Source organism: Cysteiniphilum sp. QT6929, from assembly GCF_030035755.1.
GTDB lineage: Bacteria > Pseudomonadota > Gammaproteobacteria > Francisellales > Francisellaceae > Caedibacter > Caedibacter litoralis.
Genome location: NZ_CP103983.1, coordinates 372,791 through 393,048, shown reverse-complemented (window position 1 = coordinate 393,048; position 20,258 = coordinate 372,791). Strand labels below are relative to the sequence as shown.

The window sequence follows — 20,258 nt, the reverse complement described above, 5'->3', positions numbered from 1 at the left end:
GATAAGATTAAATATTCACCCACAAGTGCTCACCGTACCCTGAGCGTAAGTCGAAGCGATGCACTGAGCATCAGTCGAAGTGGGTAATCACACTTCATAGAGGCTTCGACTGACGCTCAACCAACGCTTACACAATCAAAGTGGTCAGGAATATGGTCATAGCCAAAATATAGAAGAGATAAAAGAGGTAAAAAAGTAAAGTTTAAAAAACCGACTGAATGAATGCCTGTTTTAAAAATCTCACGCTATACTTAGAAGCACTGGCGCGATGCGTTTGGACTGTAAAACCGAAAAGGAGATATTTCAATGGATAAGATACTCTGTCAACACGATGACAACATTACAACAATAACGATCAATAATGGTGATAAACGCAATGCTTTTGATAGTGAGATGTCAAAAGCCGTCACACAATTTATTCATGAGGCAAAACGCAAAAAACAGCGTGTGATTGTGCTTAAAGCCAATATTTCGCATGGCATATTTTCAGCGGGGCATGATTTAAATGAACTGACATCAGTCGATGAGATTACCAATGATCCGATGTTTGAAATGTTTGATGCAATGACGGCATCACCTTTACCTATTATTGCCCAAGTCGAAGGTGCTGTTTATGCGGGTGCTTTACATATGCTGATGGTGTGTGACATGGTTTATGCCACTAATGACAGCAAGGTGATTATTACCGCCAATAAAATGGGTGTGCCTTTCTCATTGCGTAATTACCAAAATTGGTTGTCAGTTATGAGTATTCATAAAGCCAAAGAGCTATTTTTTACCGCTAGTAGCATCGATGCAATGGATGCCTATCATGCAGGAATTTTTAATGCCATTTTTAGTGATGGTACATCACTTTCAGCGCGTGTTGATGAGGTCTGTCAGGCAATTATTAGTTGCTGTGCTGAAGGAGTTGCTAATAGTAAATTGCAGCTTAATGTTTTGGCTAATGATGTGACGATTAATTATGATGAAGCCGTGGCTATTGAGGAATCGAGACATAAGATTTTGAATAGTCCACAGTTTACTAAACGTGTTGAAGCACTTATTGCTAAGATTCATCATAAGAAATAAAAATGAAAAAATGAAAGATTCAAGGAGAGAAAAATGTCACGCGTTTTAGATGATGTATTAGTATTGGATTTTACCCAAGCACTTGCTGGACCTTATTGCACAATGCTCTTGGCTTATAATGGCGCACGAGTCATTAAAATTGAACGTCCAGGAGATGGTGATATGTTGCGTTCAGCGGCGCCTTTCACCAAAGAAGGAATTTCAGTTTTTTGGGCATCAGCCAACGCCAATAAAGAAAGCTGTGCGCTGGATTTGAAAAATTCAGAAGATATCGCATTGATTAAAAAGATCATTCAAAAGGCAGATATTCTTGTGGAGAATTTTAGACCTGGAGTCATGGAAAAACTAGGCTTAGGTTATGAAGAGGTTAAAAAAATTAATCCCGCGATCGTCTACACCTCGATCTCAGGTTTTGGTACGACAGGACCTATGGCGCATGCTCCAGGCTTTGATTTGGTGGGACAAGGCTATTCAGGCATGATGTCAATTAATGGTGATTTAGATAAAGATACTGGACGCATTGGCTTTCCTGTCGGTGATGTCAGTGCTGGTATGTGGGGCTATATGGCAACGATGACTGCCTATTGTGGGCGCTTGCGAAATGGCAAGGGCGCCTATGTTGATGTTTCGATGCTAGATGGTTTGTTTGCAATGATGCCAGCTGAAGTCGTGGCTTATACCAAACTTAATGAAATTGAGCATTGTAGTGGTAATATTGACCCAGCTGCTGCACCTTTTGGTGCATTACGTACAAAAGATGGCGCCGTTATTGTGGCTGTTTTGGGCGAAAAGCTGTGGTTAAGTTTCTGTCAAGCACTAGATAAAATGAATTGGCATGATGATCCTAAGTTTAAAACGGGAGCTGATCGCATTAAAAATCGCACTGATTTACAATCTGTTGTACAACCACTTTTTAGGCAAAAGACAACAGCAGAATGGCAGAGGATCTTAACTGATGCTGGTATTCCAAATGGTATCGTTAATAACATCAAACAAGCCTGTGAGCTGCCACAGATTAAAGCACGCAATATGCTGATTAACGCTGGCGATTATACTGTGCCTGGGAATCCTATGAAGATTAATGGAAGTCATGATCTAGATACGCTTAATACGCCAGAGGCATTGGGTGCGTCAACAGCGAAGATAAGAAAAGAATTTAAGTGATTGTTAGTTGACACTGATCACTTTAAATAGGCTGTTACCTCCTGTGAGTGTAATGTGTTTAACCTCTTGTTGAATACTTTCACAATTTAAGGTGAGTTCCCAGTCTTTAGTTGTTTCATTATATTTTCTTGGTAGGCTTGACTTAGCGCCAAGTGACCAAGTCGCTGTAAAATAGCTAAGTTTAACAGCACCTAACACGACGTTTTTGCAAATATAGTGATGTTGGTGATCTTTGGAGGTGAAAATAAGATCACCGTATAAACCAAGACCTGCTGTAGGATTACTCATTTTGCTGCCAATTGCTTTGCAGTTAGTATCATCAGTATCGCATGTGCTGCGGATGTTTTTAAGCCAATTAGCAACGTCACTGTTTTCTGACATAATATTATAACCAATATCAATCGTAACCCTATCAGTATCAACAATTAGTGTTGGTGGTGTTACTTCAGGGTATGCGCTGGCAACGATAAACTGTGTTTGCGTTGCATCAAGATCTGCTACTGCGGGGTCAACATAGATAGATACGCTAGAGTTGGCAAAGCTGCTGCCAATGAAACTTAGGTTAAGTAAACCAAAATAGCCAATCTTTTTAGTTAAATTTTTAATACTCATAATGAATGTTCCTTGTGATTTGAATTATTGATAATTAAGATTTTTGTGCGCAATAGAGTTTGTTTGGCGTGTTACAGCTAGCTAGTTGCAAGCTGTGTTTCTCGCTATCAAACTTAGCAGCCCATGAATTGTCTGTTGCTAAAGGATTGGCAACATTGGCAAAATATTGAGGGCTATTTGAAGTGCCATCATTTGCCCAGTTATTACAATTGCTACTTAAGCCATAAACATCATCATATATCGCAAATCCACTCCAAACATAGCTATCAGTATCTTTTGCAATAGGATTTTTTAAATTGCCCAAAAAGAGTGTGTTAGGAGCAGCCACGACGTCACCATTTAAATTTATATAGTATGCCGTTTGATCAAAACCAATATTATCTTTAACACTGCGCCAAGTATCCGGCAGCACTGCTTTGTATTGACCATGCATTCCCCGAGAGCTTGCTTCAAGCTGGCATTTGTCATTAGCACCTTCAACGCCACCTAAATTACCATTAAAGCTCTGATAAGTTATGAATATCAGGCGTGTTTTTGCTTTAGTAATAGTAGTAGGAAGCTCAGCGCTGTCTTCACTCATATTATGAGCAGATACTTTAATCTTGGCATAAAGCGGATCATTAGCAGCATAATCAGAGTTAACAATGATTTGACATGATTGATCTGCCGTTAAGGTTTCTTGACAAGCTTGACTATCAATATGCAGTACATCAGCTTGATCACTGCTAAAGCTTAAGTTGTTAAGATCGCCTTTACCGATGTTTTTAACCACAATCGTTGCTTTATTGTCGATGTTATTTAACTGAAGCTTGGTTAATGCTGTGCCATCAACTGCTTGAAACTGTGCTTGTCCTTTTTCTTTTTCAATAACTGAAAATACAGCACTGTGATTGTTATCAAGATTGGTGTAAACAGTACCATCTTGAGCCTGAGCATATAGAGTAAATTCATAGGTGCCTGCCTGTGTATCTGGATTAATGGTCATTATTGGCATCTCACAGCTTTGCTGAGGTGCTAATCCCGTTTCGCTTAAGCTAAGACAATTGGTTGCATTAGATAAAGAGTGATCAATATTCTTGTCACCAACTCGCTGCACTTGATAGGCTCCTTGTGTTGATGCTGTTGCTGGATACCAGTTGAAATTACCATTGTTGGTGATCTGTGTTGAGACTTCAATGCTTTGGTCTTGTATCTCAAAGGGATTGTTATTATTGATTGCAGATAGAGTAATGCTGGTATTGGCAATGCTTACTGGAATATTCATTGTCTCAGTTATGCCATGATCGTGCGTATATTCAATGATTAATTCACCTTGACCTTTTGCCGATGCTTGTGCATTAAGCATAATCATGGCATTAGATAGTGGGGCAATATCTGTGATGTTTGCTGTAAGGTTAACGTCTGAAATATCGCCTGTGATGTCTATGTGATTGATTTTAATTGGGTTATTAGAGGTATTCTTTAGCGTGACTATATTACTATTTGCTTGTGTGAAATGGATATTAGAGCGATCACTAACAAGTACACGCTTATCATAGGCTAATGCAATATTGGTTTTAGCAATATTACTGGCATCAATGTTAAGAAGATGACCCTTGTTAATATTATCTACAAGTTGTGCTTGATGAGCTTCATCTTCAAGGGCAGTTTTTAATTTTATCGGGTCAAGTTGCAAAGTGATAATGCCAGCCTCATCAGGCAAAATATTTTTTTCATCATCAACGATTTGATTATTTGCATTTAATTGCTTTTTTGTCGCCTCATCTAACAGATCGATAAACCATTTGCTATCATCATCTTCAGCGATATTTAATACTACGCGATTTATCGCTTTATCTGAAATATTTTTAAAAATAATATCAATCTGACCGTCACTATGAATGGTAATCGGTGTAACACTTGCTTTAGCTAATGATTGTGCTGTTGCGATATCTTCTTGTTTAATAAAATTGCCTTGGTAATGCAGTACTTTGTTGTCAATATTTTCCACTTCGATAATTAAGTTAAGCTCTTGATCAAGAAGTGTTTGCGAGCCGGTGTAGATGGTTTCAATATTAAGCACACAACTATCATTAGCAGTTAATGTCGCTTGTGTGAGCGAACCATCATCATTGGTGATAAGACAGCTTTTCTCTGATTTATCAGCCACATATTTCAATGTAAGCCCATCAATTTGTGGGTCAATATGCGCGCCTATTACCTTAATGTTGTCCTGTTGCGAGTCATTTAAACCCGCCATCAGGTTATAAGTGGTTTCAGTGCTTAGACGTTGCTTATTGATGCCAATCCCTTCGGCTTTAATGCTAGAGGCAGGTGCTAATAAAGTTTCATTGTTAAGTTTAGTGCTGCCAATGATTGGTTCTGGTGAGGGCGCACCCGCTCCACCGCCACCACAGGCACTGATTAAAGAGGTGCTAATGAGTGAAGGTATAAGTTTGATTAATGTTTTATATTGCATCGTAAGTTTCCTTAAAGTTAATCACGCTGAGAGATGTTGCTTATCATAAAAAGCTTAAGTGATTAAAAAAACGACACATTGCGCGCCAAGTTGTGCGTAATGTGTGCATGATGGTTTGCGATAACAATAAAAAAGCCTGCTGTCGCAGGCTTAAGTTATTAGTAGATTAAAAATTATTCATTATAAGGGTATACTACTTTAGGTGTTGTAATGTAGGTATTAGTTAAGTTGGTACCAGTTTTATAGTTCTCGTTATTACCCCAGCAATAAGCTTTATCTTGGCTGCTGATAAAGCAGTTGTTACCAGCCAGTGATTTCACCGTCTCATCTTGAGCTAGTAGACCTTGAGCAACAGCAACCGGCACTCTGTTTTGAGTTGTATTTCCAATACCTAGGTCATAATTTTCGTTGTCACCAAAGCAGTAGGCTTTATTATCAGCAAGTAAGCAAGTAGTTCTAAAGTTAGCTGAGATATCTTGCAAGGTTGCATTAGCTGGAATGGCTCCAGCTTTGACCTGCACCGGTGTCGTGCGATCAATCGTTGTATTATCACCCAGTTGACCACGTAGATTACGCCCCCAGCAATAGGCATGATTGTCACTGGCAAGTCCACAGAAGTAATCATATCCTGATTGAATCTTGGTGTAGTGAGCACCTTGTGGCAAAGCGCCTTGGGCAATTGCCGTTAATTGAGATGCCTTGTCTTTATCTCTGGTCTCAGTACTACAATATATCCAGTTGTTACTTGCAAGCGCACAGGTTTGGGTTGTGCTCACAGCAACTTGCTTAACTGTTTCTGATGCGGGGATATCTCCTCTAGGAATAACAACGGGATGATCAATATTCTCATCTGATGGAATAGCTGTGGCTAATTGGTTATCTTGGTTTGATCCCCAGCAATATAATTCCTCATTACCTGAGATCGCACAAAGATGGAATTGTCCGCCAACAATACTTTTGAAAGTTACACCATTTTGGGCAACTTTAGTTGGTTGTAGAATATTACCATTATCGCCATTCGCTGTACCTGTTTTGCCATCATTATTATTCCCCCAGCAGTAAGCTTGTCCGGTATTATCTAGCGCACAGCTTGTGTCTTCAGCAGCGATAATGGTTTCAAGTACAACATCTTGTGGCATTTGCCCTTGAGATACGGCAACAGGTTTACGTTGAGCGCTAGAAACATTAACCCCTAATCTATAGTTATTTCTACTTCCCCAGCAATAGGCCTTGTTATCATGTCCGATACCACATGAACCAATACGAATACGTGTTGAGACTTGTGATAAGGCTTTCCATGCATAACTTTGGATATTAAAGCTCATGATCGAGTTATTAATTGGCATATCATTATCTGCGGTGATAGTTAGCTCATAGCTACCAACAGCAAGCGCTTCAGTAGTCGTAACATGTACTTGGCAAGTTAGACTTTGCAGAGTTTGTGACAAGCTACAAGTACTACTTTCTGCACCATTGATTAGGATATCTGGCGAGCTTGAACTAATCGTGAAGCTTTGATCCGTTGAAACTTCATTAAACCAATTTTCAGGTGCATGAATGACAACGTCAAAACCTAAGCCTGCAACAACGCCTGTGATATTTTGACCATTAGCAACAAGCTCAGCAGATGCAACACCATGATCAATAATATTCACTGTGCCGATATTAAGATTATCTTGTGCTAAATTGCTGTTACTACCCATATCTAAGACTAATCCATACTCTGCTGCTGTGCTGTTATCAGATACGTTTAAACCAACATAACAATAGCTACCACTGGCAACAGCAGATCCTGTGAAGCAGCTTGGGCTCATGCTTGGGTCAGTTAATTGTAAACCTGTTAGATCATCTCCTGTTAGGTGATAATTCGCAATATCCGTTGATGGCAACCAGGCAACAAAGAGCTCATTGTTGACAATTTTTAAGTCATAGTGTTTGACGCCAGTTAATGGAATATTGATCGCTGACTCAGGTGCACTAATGCTTAACTCGTTAACAAAATTGGTTTTAAAACTCATCTGTAATGTGGTTGCCGATAATCCAGACTGAGCATCCGGTGTTAATGTTAGGTTAAAGTAGTTACCTGCCTGCTCATTGGCATCAGCTGCTGCATTAAAGGCGACATAACAAGTCATACCACTGGCTAATGTCATCGATTCTTGACATAGGGTCATCTCTTGAGATGAGGTTTGCTGAGATAGTGTGACACCTGTTGGTAAATTCTGCTCAAAGCTTATTATCTGTGCTTCAGTCGTGTTATTGGTAATCGGGATATAACGTACGCCAGGTGCTGTAAAGACAACTTCTTGTATGAGCATCCCATCATCAAACGTCGGATAAAGCGAGTTACCTATGCTAGGATAAAATAAGGTTGCAGCATTATTTGCAGCAAAGCCAAAGACTTTATCCAGTGTTGCATTAACATCATTATTAGCAAGAACCTCACTTTGATGTGCCATCATTACTTGTTGCAAATCAGCAACCGTTTTACCCGCAAGTAAAGGTAGACTAAGTGTTTGAGATTCGTTAACCGCAAGCATACTTAAGGTGTTAAGTGCTTGAAAATCAACGATATCGCTTAACCATTGTGGAGCGCTAACGCTTAAGTGTTGTAGTGCTTGGCTGGCGTTGTTGGTTAAGCTGATATGTAAGCCTTCTTTATCAACAGTAATTGCATTACTGCTTAATTGCGATAGTACATTAAGATCCACAAGCTCACTCGTATTTGCTTCAGGATCATTAATATCGACAACCTTGATATTGAGTGTTTCTGTGTCTGTGCTTGAGTCACCCCATTGAATGATCAAGTTACTCAGCAGGCTTTTATTGGCTAAATCAACCCCTGAGATATCAAGCTTGGCAACACAAGGTGTGCTAATCATACTACCAATTTGGCAACTGTTTTCAACACTGGTATCTAATGTGTATGGCATGTCAAAGGGTAGTTTAAAGCCGTAGAGCACTTTGGCTTCAACAGGTGCAAGTACTACATAAATTGAGGCATCTTTACCTGAAACAAAAGCATTTGGTGTGTGTGTTGCATCAACAAAAATCCCGTTATCGCTGTAGTTTGGTAAGGTCACTTCAGTATTTGTGTTGCTGTTATTAATAACTAATTTAAACGGTTGGACAACTTGGGAGATGGCAATTTCTGGATTAACCACTAGCGAGCAGCTTGCTTTAGGTGCGACAACGTTGCCACTTAAGCATGATGAGGTTTCTAAAATGCTGATCTGGTTAGTGATGTCTTTGCCTGTCGCATCGTAAACTTTATAATCACTAGCAAGCATTGAGGGCTTAAAATTAACATCTCCGGTATTGATAAATTTAATCACACTATCATGATGATCAATAAAAACACTCAATGGATCAAGGCTTAGTGCAACACCTGTATTCATTGCTACTGTCGTCTTCAAATCATCAAGATGATAAATTGAATCAGTAACAAAGGTAACATTTGTCTCAAAGCTTGAAATACCTGTATTACTGACTTCAGGACTGACAATGACTTTGATTTGACAGCTTGCACCAGCGGCTAGTGGCAATGTGCATAGTGAAAAGTCAGCATTTACGCCCTCTATAACAGGTGAAAACTGCGCATCAATGCTATTGATGACGTCACTGGTTGTATTTTTTAAAGTAATAACTTTTTCTAAGTTGCCATTAGCATTGCGTGAAAAATCATTTGAATTATTTACAGCTACTAGTGTTGCCAAACTAAAAGACGGTGTTAATTCTACCTTTTGCGCTTTTTGCGCATTGGTTTTAACGTATAAAGCGCTTGTTGCTAACGCTTGATCAAGTTCATTTTTCCATGCTTTTAATGCGGCAAGTGCCTCAGCGGAATTATCTACTTCAAACTTTAAGGTTGTTGCTTGCCCACTTGCTAATGTTGATACACTATTTAATGGATGGATATATGCACGTACAGACTCTGGGAATAGCATTTGTGGATTTTGTAGCACTTTTTGTGAAGTGTTAATAATATCGATAGCTGACTGCAGTCCTGGTGAGAATGAACCAACACTTGTCACTTGAATGTCTGAGCGATTAAATACTGCATCATTATCAGCCTTAAAATCGATATTGATTGGCGTTGTTACTGTGCCCGTTGTTGTTTCATAAACAAGGCTACCATGGTAGCTTGCATTTTCTATGGTTGATGTAACTTCATAATGATCTTCACAATGTTCACCAGCACTTAATGCTAAACCTTCATAACAGCCAAGATTATGCGTTAATGCATTCGCTTGTACTGTAGTTAGCTGTGGTGAGAAGTATTTAGCGATAATCTGAGCTGGCTCAGCACTGACAGAAAGGCTTGCAACCTCTGCAGTTAATTGCGTGCTATAAAGTGCTTTGTCACCATTGATTACATTATTTGGTGTATCCAATGTAACTGCAGCGTTGATCTTTGTTTGTGCAACAGGTGTGTTTTCTTCAGAGCTACCACCGCCGCCGCCACCGCCACAGGCAACCAATGAGATGCTACCAAGAGATAATGCACAAAGAGTATATAGTTTGTTAAGTTGAGTGATCTTTTTCATAATGTTTTCCTCGAAGGTTGTTGAACATCGCAAGATGACAGTTAGTGATCACCTTGTGTGGTCGCATTATGAACAGGTTGGCGCATGGGAAACAGATCACATGTTGCACCAGTTGTTGCATTTTGTGTACACTTCCTCAGAAGACAGAAGACAGAAGACAGAAGACAGAAGACAGAAGACAGAGGACAGAGGACAGAGGACAGAGGACAGAGGACAGAGGACAGAGGACAAAAGTATTAGAATCCATACTTTACTTATAGATGGATTGAACTATGCTTGATAGCAGATTAAATGACTGATTAATAGCGAAGGAATGTTATGTATACTGAGTTTTTTACGGATGCGCTTACCTTGTTAGATATCATTAAAATAGGTTCAATTGCGGGACTATCAGATGCTAAGGGTGAGCATCGCACAACCATTTCACGACGCATTCAGCGCTTGGAGTTTCATCTTAAAAATACAGTGATTACGACAAAAAGTGGGCGAGTTGAATTAACGCCTTATGGATCTGAACTAATCCCAAGATTGCAAGCAATGGTGCAGCATATGGATCGAAGTTTCTCGCAACTGGTTCAAAAGCAGCAAACGCAAAAAATGCAGGTACGCTTTTTTAATAATATAGGGGTGTATTACTTTTTTATTGACGAGTGTTTGCGGTCAGTATTGGCAATAAATCCTGATATTTCAATTGAGATGATCAGTTATAGTTATTACCAAATGCTTAATTTCGGCTCAGTCTCGAAGTCTCTTTTTGATCAATTTGATGTGATCTTTATCCATGATGCACTTATTCATTTAATTAATGATGAAGAATGGCTCGTTAAAATGCGCTTACAAACGACACATAAGCTATATGCTAGTGAACAATATCTTAAAACACATCCAGCGATTAATGATTTACAAGACTTAAAAAAACATATTTGTATTTATAATAACTTATTGCCGACGAAATCATGGTTGCTACAAGATGAGCAAAATAAGCCAAATGAACACGCCGTCACATTTGAGCAAAGCATAGGTTGTGATGCGGTTATTATGCAGTATAAGTTAACAAAATTAGGCTATGGAGTGAGCTTGATTCCAGAGTCGGTCGTGAAATCAGATCATCAAACACTGGTGAATATATTACCTAACTTATCGAGTAAACCATTTACAACCTATCTGCTTGTGAATAGTGAATCCTATAAAAATCCGATCATTAAAAAAGTTATTACGGCAATGATTGATACTTTAAATAATCTAGAATATTGGGGGTGATTAGGGTGCTAAATGACAGAAGTCAGTAACCCACCATATCTATTGTGATGAGACCTTAAGAAGGTCGTCGCATATTTTTAAATTGAATGTCCAATTGTGGAAAAGGGATATCGATATTATGAACTTTAAAGGCTGCAAAGATCTCGTGTCGGAGACTGTCTTCTGCTTTGCTTTGCTCAAGCTTATTAACAAACGCCTTAAGGACAAAAATAAGTGCTGAGTCGCCAAAGTCATTAAATTTCACCGATGGCTTAGGATCATCAAAGACATACTGATTATTTTCAGCAACTTGTAATAGGATATTTCTCACCACTTCAGGGTCACTGTTATAACCAACGCCAATACTAATGCTAGCGCGGCTTAAAGGATTAATGGTTTCATTGCTTAATTTATCATTGATCAAAAGGCTATTAGGGATGACTAAAGTGTTTTTATCAAATGTTTCAATAATGGTCGTGCGAATATTGATGTGTTTAACAAATCCTAGATCATTACCGCAATGCACCATATCGCCAACTTTAATAGGGCGCTCAATCAGTAGAATAAACCCTGAAAAAAAGTTTTTGATGACATCTTGTAGTGCAAAACCAATACCAATGGATAAACCACTGATGATAAAAGTTAATGCATGTGTGCTAACCCCCATGGCGTAAATAAGAATAACAATTGCAAAAATAAATACCAGATAGTTAAGACACTTATCAAGCGCGTATTTTGTACCAGCTTCTATGGTTAAATAATGAACAATCAGGCGTTGAATCATCCATTTGACAATCAATAAAGCCACGTAGCAAATCAGGAAAATAGCTAATGCGTTGAAAATATGCATAACAGAAAAAATCTGATTGTCACTAATAGGAAAAGGTGTCGTAAAAAGATAAACCATCATCGCATTTAACTCATTGGCTTCGACACCCCATAATAGGGTAATAAGAAGTAGCGCAGACATATAGCTAATAATAATGCCAATGAGCTTTAACCAGTGATAGACAACAATTGCATGGGCTTTGGTATGTTTTTTGCGCGGAGCAATGCGTTGGAGCTTAAGCGCACTTAATGGTGTTAATAAAAAAGCAATCAAACGTGTTATTTGACTGGCGATATAAATTACCCATAAGGTTTGCAATAACTTATAAAAACCAATCGATGCCAGATTGCCAAAACCGATGAGCACCATCACAACATATAAGCTATAGAGTATGAGCAGAAAATGTAAGACAAGTAAGCCATAGCGACTTGAATGAAAGTGGTGCGTTTTGGCGTAACTCAAATATAGCTTTATGAGTAATATGAGTTGAACAATACCTAAGATAAGCATGCAAAAAACGCGAGCGTAAGCATAGTCAATGAGAAAGGGCTCAATATTAAAGCCAAAAGCAATCGGATTTATGTGCTCTATAAAAATAATCATTGAGCTCACAAAAGCTAAGGGGCGAACATATCGATGGCTAGATTTATTTTGAGATGAATTAAGATGTAGTAAGTTTCTGATGGTGGTGCTAAATAATACATAAAAGATCAAGCTCAGCACCAAGGCGTTAACCATGATATTAATAATATTGAGCGGGTTTTGATCAATGGAAACAATGCAGTAGATGAGATACAGCAAACATGCTGGAAAAATACTACGCGTAAATAAGTAGCTTATTTCATTGAAATAGGTAGAAAACACGCGTAAATAAATATAACGATAAACATAATGGCGCAGATAAAAGTAAAGCTTAGCTTGCAGTCGCTTACGATAAGTCATATTCGCCAGTAGTAACAGCAGCAATAACGCACCTAAGATCAGCTGCCCATTGGTGGGGAAAACCAGATGATGTTTCTTGAAATGAGTATCATTAAAATAAGCGTTAAACTCTTTAAATGACGTTATAAATGAATGTGGTGAGATCATAAATGGTGTTGATTTCAGCTCTTTAATTTCATTGATTAAACGCTCATGATCGGAGAGTTTAAGCAGTAGATGGTTTGTTGCTTTAATGATTTCTTGTGCTTGTTGTTGTGCCTCTTTAAGCTTATTAATATCGGCATGCACGCGTTTAAATAGCGCGATACCATTACTCAAATCACGAATAGATCCTGGTTGACTGATTTCTTCAAAAGAAGTCAGTTCATGACTTAGTTTATGCCTTTCATTAATCAGTTCAATTTGATATTGATAGAATTTCTGGCGCACGAAATCTAATTGTTTGGTAAAAAAGGCATATTGTTTTTGGCTAATATCAGGCTCATATATCCTAAGCTTAATATCATGCAGTAGTGTTTGTGTCATGTGTAAATCAGTGTTAAAGGCAGTTAATAAAGCATTGTAATGCGCTGCCATCATCGTTGGCTGATTTTTATCTTCAAGTTGTTGTGCAAATGCCAAATGTGATAAAAAAACAAACAAAATGGCAGCGCTAAATCCACGACAAAACATACGCAAGAGGCAAAAGCGTAGAATATAAGCTAATTGCATGATCAAAGAGCGATTATTTAAATTCTTTCTTAATTTTGGCGCCATCAGCATCTACCTTAGGTGCTTCTTTTCTTGTGCCGGTTTCCTTATTGGTTGAGAACTTCAATGGACATCCAGGAAGCTGATATTTCCCCGCTTTGACAATCATATCACGTTCTTTAACAACCTTAAGACTAAGGGCTTGATTGACATTATTAATGGGACCCGCAGGAACGCCGGCTTTCACAAACTTGTCATACCAGTTAGCGACAATATCGTTACCAAGCGACTTTTCAAAGGCAGCTTTTATAAGATCGTTATGTGCTAAGCGATCTTTATTGCTCTGGCATTTTGGATCATTTTTAAGTTGATCAAGTCCCATAATGTCACAAGCAGAAGCAAAAAGCTTATCGGTTGCCGCACAAATAACAATATCATCATCCTTACATTTAAAGGTGCTAAAGGGTGAGATATTGGGGTGCTTGTTACCAATCCGGCTAGGGATTTTATGCAACATTTTATCAGAGACGACGTCACTTTCTAAAAATGACAACATTGCATCAAACATGGCAATATCGATTTGGCAACCTTTGCCTGTTTTCTCACGCTGATAAAGCGCTGTAGCAATTGCCGAGAAGCAATACACACCAGCAAGCATATCAGAAACTGATGGACCTGCTTTAATTGGTGGACCATCGGGCTCACCGGTGACACTCATAAAGCCACTCATTGCTTGAATTAACTCATCATAGGCAGGCAACTGAGACATCGAACCAGATTGTCCAAAGCCTGAGATAGAGGCGAAAATTACCCGAGGATTAAGTTTACAAAGAGAGTCATAATCAAGACCAAGCTTAGCCATGGTGCCTGGGCGAAAGTTCTCAACCACAACATCGGCCTGTTTGATAATGTTTTTAACAAGTGCTAGATCATTAGGATCTTTAAGATTAACACCAATACTTTCTTTGCCTCGATTGACTGTTTCAAAATACATGGAAATCCCATCGATAAAGGGACCAAATTGGCGTGAATCTTCACCAACTTCAGGGCGCTCAAGCTTGATTACTCTGGCACCGAGATCACACAATAGCATGGTGCAAAACGGTCCTGATAACACATGGGTAAAATCAGCAATTAATAATCCGTCAAATGGTTTCATCACAAACTCCTTGTTTCTTTGTTAGCTTTTGACAAGTTTGAGTATAGATAAAAAAAATTGCTTTGCTGATATTTTATATTTTAAATTTTAAATCATGCGAAGTGCTTTTAGATAGTGCTGGCGATCGTCTGCCCCATATTGATTTTGCCCGCGATATTGGCTTGCCATGCGATTTTATTGCCAGGAAAAAGCGTGATAATCGTTGAGCCAAAATTAAATAAACCAATCTCATCACCTTTATTAAAATGCAAGCTTTGCTCAGAGTAATCAAAGTGTGTCACTTTGCTGTAGTAATTGGGAGCCACTAACTTGTGCCAAACAGTTTCAATCCCTGCAACAAGCATTGCACCGACAAAAATAACGGCAATCTCACCAATAGCAGTATCAAAGTAACAAATCAGGCGCTCATTCTTGGCGAAGAGTCCATCAATGTTTTCCGCGGTTAACTCATTGACTGAGAACAATTTGCCTGGAACATAGGTCATGCGTGTCAGTTTCCCATCGATGGGCATATGCACGCGATGATAATCCGAAGGGGATAAATAAATCACTGAGAAATCAGAATAGTTCTCTTTTGCCGTATCCGCTGTAAGTGCTTTTAACGAGAAACACTTGCCTTTGGCTTGGATTAGTTTGCCTTCGGTGATTTTTCCAGCTTGCGTGATCTTGCCATCAGCTGGCGAGATAATACTATTATCGTTTGGATCAATGGGACGCGCTTCTGGTTTTAATTTGCGGGTGAAAAAATCATTAAAGCTAGTATATTCTGTCGGATCGTCGATTAATGCATCAGTTAATGTGATATTAAAACGTTTCATCGCCAGGTGAATTAATCTATTTTTAACGGTTGGGTTTTCACAATTAGCAAGCTTCCCAGCAAGGCGTGATAAGCAGGCTTGTGGTAATATTTTTTGAAGCGTTAGAAATAAGGTATCTTTAAACATGCAGTATTAAGCGATATATTTTTGGCTGGCATTGTAAATTATTTTACATCTGCCAGCCACTGATTTATTGTAAGCAGGTTTTTTAGAGGTAAATGGGCTTTTTTTAAGGGTGAGTTTATGAATATTAGTATTTTTGATTTGTTTTCTATTGGGGTTGGACCATCATCATCCCACACAGTGGGTCCAATGCGCGCAGCCTTTCGGTTTTTACAAAAACATCAAGCTGTATTACAAGAGACTAAGCGTTTTACGATTGAACTTTTTGGGTCACTAGCATTGACAGGAAAAGGGCATAAAACAGATTATGCCTGTATTTTGGGATCTGCAGGCTTTGAGCCGCATAGTATTGATATTAATGCGGCTGCACTTTGTTATGATGAGATGCTTAAAGGCAAAAAGATGAAATTATTGGGATCTTATGAGATTGATTTCGATTATACGGCTGATCTGATATTTCATTATAATGAAGCGCTGCCAGAGCATGCCAATGGTATGTTGTTTACACTATGGAATGCCCAAGGTGAAAAGCTTGGCACATTGAAGTATTTCTCAGTTGGTGGCGGCTTTATCCTAGATGAGCATGAGATGCATCGGCATAATGATCCAGCTCCTGTTGATGCGCATGCTGTACCTTATCCATTTGCAACGGCTAAAGAGTTATTGGATCTGTGTGAAAAACATCAGATGAGTATTGCTGATTTAATGATGGCAAATGAATGTGCGCTACGTGATAAAAATGACGTCGAAGAAGGGGTGTTAGCAATCTGGCAGGTGATGGATCAGTCCATTGAAAAAGGTTTACAAACAGATGGTGAGCTACCCGGTGGGCTTAAGGTTAAACGTCGTGCGTATAAACTTAAAAAACGTTTAGAAGAATCGCGTTTAGATATCAAGGATCTTAATTGGCTTAATGTTTTTGCCATTGCTGTTAATGAAGAAAATGCTGCCGGTGGCAAGGTGGTTACAGCACCTACGAATGGGGCAGCAGGCGTGATTCCTGCAGTTTTAAAGCATCATGTATTAAGCCATCCCTTTACCAGTAAAAAAGAGATTATTGATTATTTGTTAACAACGGCAGCGATTGGTATTTTATTTAAAAAAGGAGCATCTATTTCAGCCGCTGAAGTAGGTTGTCAAGGTGAGGTTGGTGTCGCCTGTTCAATGGCAGCAGCGGGGCTTTGCGCGATTCTAGGTGGCAGTGTTGAACAAGTCGAAAATGCCGCTGAGATGGGCATGGAGCATAATTTAGGTCTAACCTGTGATCCAATTGGTGGCTTGGTGCAGATTCCATGTATTGAGAGAAATGCCATGGGTGCAGTACAAGCTGTCAATGGTGCCAAGTTGTCACTACTAGGCGATGGTGAGCATCATGTGAGCTTAGACCAAGTGATTCAGACAATGAAAGAAACCGGTAAAGACATGTCTACTAAATACAAAGAAACATCTCTTGGTGGCTTGGCAGTCAACCTGCCAGCGTGTTAAGCCTATGTCATTAAGTTATCAACATATATATCATGCGGGCAATTTTGCGGATATTCATAAGCATTTATGGCTTATCGCGGTTATTGAGCATTTAGGCAATAAAGAAAAGCCTTTTTTTTGGTTGGATACGCATGCCGGACGTGGGATCTATGATCTGTATAGTCCTGAGGCGCAAAAGACTAAAGAAGGGCTAAATGGCATTGGCAAGGTGCTCAAGCTTTTTGAGAAAAGTGACAACCCTTTGTTGGCAAAATACAAAACACTCATTGACGAATTGAACTCTGATAAAACAACATTGCAGTTTTACCCAGGATCAGCTTATTTAGCGGCAAGTTTGCTGCGTGAGCAAGATAGAATGACGGCATTTGAGTTGCACCCGCAAGAGATTGAGCATCTTAAGCTAGCAATGCATGACTTTGAGAAAGTCACCGTAAAATATGGTGATATGTCAAAGCTGATATCAGGCTTTTTACCACCTAAAGAGCGTCGAGGTGGTATTCTGATTGATCCAAGCTTTGAGATTAAAAGTGAGTATGAAAGTCAAGCAAGACTACTCATGCAATCCGTCAAAAAATGGTCAACAGGTACTTTTATGCTCTGGTATCCTTTGTTGCCACAAAGACGCCATGAACGTCTAAAAGAGGTTTTGCGTGACGCACAACTTATGATGACGGTTGATGAGTGGGTGTTTGAAAACCCAAGTAAAGCCATTGGCATGTATGGCTCAGGCATGATTATCGTGAATTCACCTTATACCGCAGCTGAAAAGGTAAAACGAGCACTATCCATTCTTGAGAAAGGCATGAGTAAGGGGTGAAATGGTGAAAACACCATAAAAAATGAATTAACGCCTTAAAATCACTGGTGCCCACGTCAAAAGTACGTTAAAATGCGCCCGTTTTTGTGTTTAGCACAAATTCTAGAGCAACAATAACTAAAATAGAAAATTTGGAGAAGACTAATGGTCGTAATTCGTATGGCTAGAGGCGGCGCTAAGAAGCGTCCTTTTTATAGAATCGTGGTAACAGACAGCCGTAAAGCGCGTGATGGTCGTCCTATCGAGCGTGTTGGTTTCTTTAATCCATTGGCAAAAGAACATGAAGAAAAAGTACGTGTTGATCTTGAGCGTGTAGACTACTGGTTAGGTACAGGTGCTAAGATGTCTGATCGTGTAACTTCTATCGTTAAAGAAGCGCGTAAAGCAACAGTACAAGCTTAAGTAAAAAGCACAAAGCACGCTTAAGTGCTTATGTTAAGTTTTAAGAAACGCCAATCACGCTCGTATCGTTGATTGGCGTTTTTGTTTTATGTATTTTATTTGTTTTAAAACTGATTGCGTAATAAGGTTGTTAACATGTCACAGCAAGATAATGTACAAAATGATGAGATGATCGTCATTGCCAAGGTGGGTGCAACATATCGTTTAAAAGGCGAATTAAAACTATATGTCTTAAGTGATTCGATTGAAACGGCGTTGTCTTATGGTCAGTGGTATATCAAAAAAGCAAGTGATCGCACGTGGTCCGTGTTAACCGGTGAATCGGTCAGTCGCGTCGGTGATAAGCTTGTGATTCAATTTGCTGATGCCGATGTCAAAGAGATTGCAGCGAAATATACCAATGCCTTATTGGCTGTGCCAAGATCGGTGTTAAAAGAGACAGCAGAAGATGAATACTACTGGGTAGACTTAATCGGTATGCAAGTTGTCAACAAAGAAGGGCAATCATTTGGCAAGGTTGATGATATTTTAGATACAGGTGCTAATGAGGTGCTTTGTTGTAAACATAAAGATCAATCGTATTTAATCCCTTTTGTGAATGATTATGTGATTGAAGTCAATAAGGATCAGAAGCTAATAACTGTTGATTGGCAGTACGACTATTAAGAGTAAGCACAATGATTAACTTTGCAGCGATTACGATATTTCCTGAAATGTTTGATGCGATTACCCAATATGGCGTTTCAGCACGTGCATTTCAGCTTGAAAAAGCGGGGCTTATGACAATTAACCCGCGTCAGTTTGCAACCAATCGCTATCAGACAGTTGATGATCGCCCCTTTGGTGGTGGACCTGGCATGGTGATGATGTATGACCCACTGCAAAAAGCCATTACTGAAGCCAAAAAAAGATTGAACAAACCCGCTAAAGTTGTATACTTGTCGCCGCAAGGAAAACCCTTAACTCAAAACTTAGTTAAAGAGTTTGCTTGTGAAGATGCTTTAATCTTGCTTTGTGGTCGTTATGAAGGTATCGATGAGCGTTTGATTGAGCGTCATGTTGATGAAGAAATTTCAATAGGTGATTATGTCTTAAGCGGTGGCGAGCTACCGGCGATGACACTGATTGATAGCATTGTGCGCTTACTGCCTGGGGTGTTAAACGATCAAGCGTCAGCTGTTGAGGATTCATTTTATGATGGTTTATTAGATTGTCCGCATTACACGCGTCCTGCGACACATGTGGATGCAGGTGATGTACCTGCGGTGCTATTATCTGGGGATCATCAAAAAATTCAACAATGGCGGCATCAACAAAAGTTGAAACGTACTTTTTTGCGACGTAAAGAATTGATTGAGTGCCTATGTCTATCGAATGAAGATAAGCAATATCTTGAGCAATTAGCCCAAGATGAAAAACAATAAATGTGATAGAGAATGCACAATTAGGAGAAAAAAATGAAGAATAAATACTTAGAAATGGTTGAAAATTCACAACTACGTACTGACTTACCAACATTTCACCCTGGTGATTCAGTAACAGTTAACGTATGGGTAAAAGAAGGTGATAAAGCGCGTATTCAGGCGTTTAAAGGCTTCGTACTTGCGATCAAGAATCGTGGTATCAACTCAGCGTTTACTGTGCGTAAAATGTCATCTGGTGAAGGTGTTGAGCGTACGTTTCAAACACACAGCCCAATCATTGACAGCGTTGTTGTCGAAAGACGTGCTAAAGTTCGTCGCGCTAAGCTTTACTACATGCGTGGCTTGACTGGAAAAGCCGCAAGAATCAAAGAAAAAGTATAATTTTCAAGGTTGGCGATGCCAACCTTTTTTGTTTTTATGACTTGCTTTAAATGAACCGTTCGATTTTTTGTTAAAGTAAGTTTTCCTCATGTCATTA

General features: G+C 39.2%; 15 protein-coding genes. 9 read left to right on the top strand and 6 right to left on the bottom strand.

Going from position 1 to position 20,258, the window contains the following annotated elements:
- Positions 1–306: 306 nt before the first annotated feature.
- Positions 307–1,071: an enoyl-CoA hydratase-related protein gene (locus NYP54_RS01780; RefSeq protein WP_283156900.1), complete on the top strand. Its 765-nt coding sequence runs from the start codon at positions 307–309 to the stop codon at positions 1,069–1,071.
- Positions 1,072–1,104: 33 nt separating this feature from the next.
- Positions 1,105–2,235 carry a CoA transferase gene (locus tag NYP54_RS01775; RefSeq protein WP_283156899.1) on the top strand — a complete coding sequence of 377 codons (1,131 nt, stop codon included), beginning with the start codon at positions 1,105–1,107 and terminating at the stop codon, positions 2,233–2,235.
- A gap of 3 nt (positions 2,236–2,238) precedes the next feature.
- Here NYP54_RS01775 and NYP54_RS01770 read toward each other — a convergent pair whose 3' ends face one another.
- From NYP54_RS01770 to NYP54_RS01760, 3 genes are all read right to left on the bottom strand, one after another.
- Positions 2,239–2,847, bottom strand: coding sequence for a hypothetical protein (locus NYP54_RS01770; RefSeq protein WP_283156898.1), 609 nt, complete (start codon positions 2,845–2,847; stop codon positions 2,239–2,241).
- Between the two features lie 34 nt (positions 2,848–2,881).
- Positions 2,882–5,305 carry a DUF1554 domain-containing protein gene (locus tag NYP54_RS01765; protein WP_283156897.1) on the bottom strand — a complete coding sequence of 808 codons (2,424 nt, stop codon included), beginning with the start codon at positions 5,303–5,305 and terminating at the stop codon, positions 2,882–2,884.
- Between the two features lie 173 nt (positions 5,306–5,478).
- Positions 5,479–9,852, bottom strand: a complete 4,374-nt coding sequence (locus NYP54_RS01760) for a hypothetical protein (RefSeq protein ID WP_283156896.1) — start codon at positions 9,850–9,852, stop codon at positions 5,479–5,481.
- A 318-nt stretch (positions 9,853–10,170) separates the two neighbouring features.
- On the opposite strand from NYP54_RS01760, the gene NYP54_RS01755 reads away from it, so the two are divergent.
- On the top strand, positions 10,171–11,112 hold the full coding sequence (locus NYP54_RS01755) for a LysR family transcriptional regulator (protein WP_283156895.1): 942 nt from the start codon (positions 10,171–10,173) through the stop codon (positions 11,110–11,112).
- Positions 11,113–11,167: 55 nt separating this feature from the next.
- Here NYP54_RS01755 and NYP54_RS01750 read toward each other — a convergent pair whose 3' ends face one another.
- The 3 genes from NYP54_RS01750 to asd all read right to left on the bottom strand — a co-directional run bounded on the left by NYP54_RS01750 (position 11,168) and on the right by asd (position 15,655).
- Positions 11,168–13,618 carry a mechanosensitive ion channel domain-containing protein gene (locus NYP54_RS01750; RefSeq protein WP_283156894.1) on the bottom strand — a complete coding sequence of 817 codons (2,451 nt, stop codon included), beginning with the start codon at positions 13,616–13,618 and terminating at the stop codon, positions 11,168–11,170.
- Positions 13,587–14,711, bottom strand: a complete 1,125-nt coding sequence (locus NYP54_RS01745; protein ID WP_283156893.1) for a CoA transferase — start codon at positions 14,709–14,711, stop codon at positions 13,587–13,589. Before NYP54_RS01745 ends, NYP54_RS01750 begins: the two co-directional genes overlap by 32 nt.
- 107 nt (positions 14,712–14,818) lie before the next feature.
- Positions 14,819–15,655: an archaetidylserine decarboxylase gene (asd, locus tag NYP54_RS01740; protein WP_283156892.1), complete on the bottom strand. Its 837-nt coding sequence runs from the start codon at positions 15,653–15,655 to the stop codon at positions 14,819–14,821.
- Positions 15,656–15,772: 117 nt separating this feature from the next.
- Here asd and NYP54_RS01735 point away from each other — a divergent pair, with 117 nt between their 5' ends.
- From NYP54_RS01735 to rplS, 6 genes are all read left to right on the top strand, one after another.
- A complete protein-coding gene (locus NYP54_RS01735) occupies positions 15,773–17,137 on the top strand; it encodes an L-serine ammonia-lyase (RefSeq protein ID WP_283156891.1) in 1,365 nt (454 codons plus the stop codon).
- A gap of 4 nt (positions 17,138–17,141) precedes the next feature.
- Positions 17,142–17,954 carry a 23S rRNA (adenine(2030)-N(6))-methyltransferase RlmJ gene (gene rlmJ / locus NYP54_RS01730; protein WP_283156890.1) on the top strand — a complete coding sequence of 271 codons (813 nt, stop codon included), beginning with the start codon at positions 17,142–17,144 and terminating at the stop codon, positions 17,952–17,954.
- Positions 17,955–18,098: 144 nt separating this feature from the next.
- Entirely contained in the window at positions 18,099–18,356 is a 258-nt protein-coding gene (rpsP, locus tag NYP54_RS01725; RefSeq protein WP_117001349.1) for a 30S ribosomal protein S16, read from the top strand.
- A gap of 135 nt (positions 18,357–18,491) precedes the next feature.
- Positions 18,492–19,022 carry a ribosome maturation factor RimM gene (rimM, locus tag NYP54_RS01720; protein ID WP_283156889.1) on the top strand — a complete coding sequence of 177 codons (531 nt, stop codon included), beginning with the start codon at positions 18,492–18,494 and terminating at the stop codon, positions 19,020–19,022.
- Positions 19,023–19,033: 11 nt separating this feature from the next.
- Complete coding sequence (gene trmD / locus NYP54_RS01715; protein WP_283156888.1) at positions 19,034–19,780, top strand: tRNA (guanosine(37)-N1)-methyltransferase TrmD; 747 nt, start codon at positions 19,034–19,036, stop codon at positions 19,778–19,780.
- 33 nt (positions 19,781–19,813) lie between these two features.
- The gene (gene rplS, locus NYP54_RS01710; RefSeq protein ID WP_117001346.1) at positions 19,814–20,161 is read left to right on the top strand and encodes a 50S ribosomal protein L19; all 348 of its coding nucleotides are present in this window, start codon (positions 19,814–19,816) and stop codon (positions 20,159–20,161) included.
- The last annotated feature ends 97 nt before the right edge of the window (positions 20,162–20,258 follow it).

Bases quoted from the DNA above. Each gene is read 5' to 3' on its own strand.
- rlmJ (WP_283156890.1), top strand. From the start codon at position 17,142: ATGTCATTAAGTTATCAACATATATATCATGCGGGCAATTTTGCGGAT.
- NYP54_RS01770 (WP_283156898.1), bottom strand. From the start codon at position 2,847: ATGAGTATTAAAAATTTAACTAAAAAGATTGGCTATTTTGGTTTACTT.
- NYP54_RS01750 (WP_283156894.1), bottom strand. From the start codon at position 13,618: ATGGCGCCAAAATTAAGAAAGAATTTAAATAATCGCTCTTTGATCATG.
- NYP54_RS01775 (WP_283156899.1), top strand. From the start codon at position 1,105: ATGTCACGCGTTTTAGATGATGTATTAGTATTGGATTTTACCCAAGCA.
- NYP54_RS01760 (WP_283156896.1), bottom strand. From the start codon at position 9,852: ATGAAAAAGATCACTCAACTTAACAAACTATATACTCTTTGTGCATTA.
- NYP54_RS01765 (WP_283156897.1), bottom strand. From the start codon at position 5,305: ATGCAATATAAAACATTAATCAAACTTATACCTTCACTCATTAGCACC.
- trmD (WP_283156888.1), top strand. From the start codon at position 19,034: ATGATTAACTTTGCAGCGATTACGATATTTCCTGAAATGTTTGATGCG.
- NYP54_RS01735 (WP_283156891.1), top strand. From the start codon at position 15,773: ATGAATATTAGTATTTTTGATTTGTTTTCTATTGGGGTTGGACCATCA.
- asd (WP_283156892.1), bottom strand. From the start codon at position 15,655: ATGTTTAAAGATACCTTATTTCTAACGCTTCAAAAAATATTACCACAA.
- rplS (WP_117001346.1), top strand. From the start codon at position 19,814: ATGAAGAATAAATACTTAGAAATGGTTGAAAATTCACAACTACGTACT.
- NYP54_RS01755 (WP_283156895.1), top strand. From the start codon at position 10,171: ATGTATACTGAGTTTTTTACGGATGCGCTTACCTTGTTAGATATCATT.
- NYP54_RS01745 (WP_283156893.1), bottom strand. From the start codon at position 14,711: ATGAAACCATTTGACGGATTATTAATTGCTGATTTTACCCATGTGTTA.
- rimM (WP_283156889.1), top strand. From the start codon at position 18,492: ATGTCACAGCAAGATAATGTACAAAATGATGAGATGATCGTCATTGCC.
- rpsP (WP_117001349.1), top strand. From the start codon at position 18,099: ATGGTCGTAATTCGTATGGCTAGAGGCGGCGCTAAGAAGCGTCCTTTT.
- NYP54_RS01780 (WP_283156900.1), top strand. From the start codon at position 307: ATGGATAAGATACTCTGTCAACACGATGACAACATTACAACAATAACG.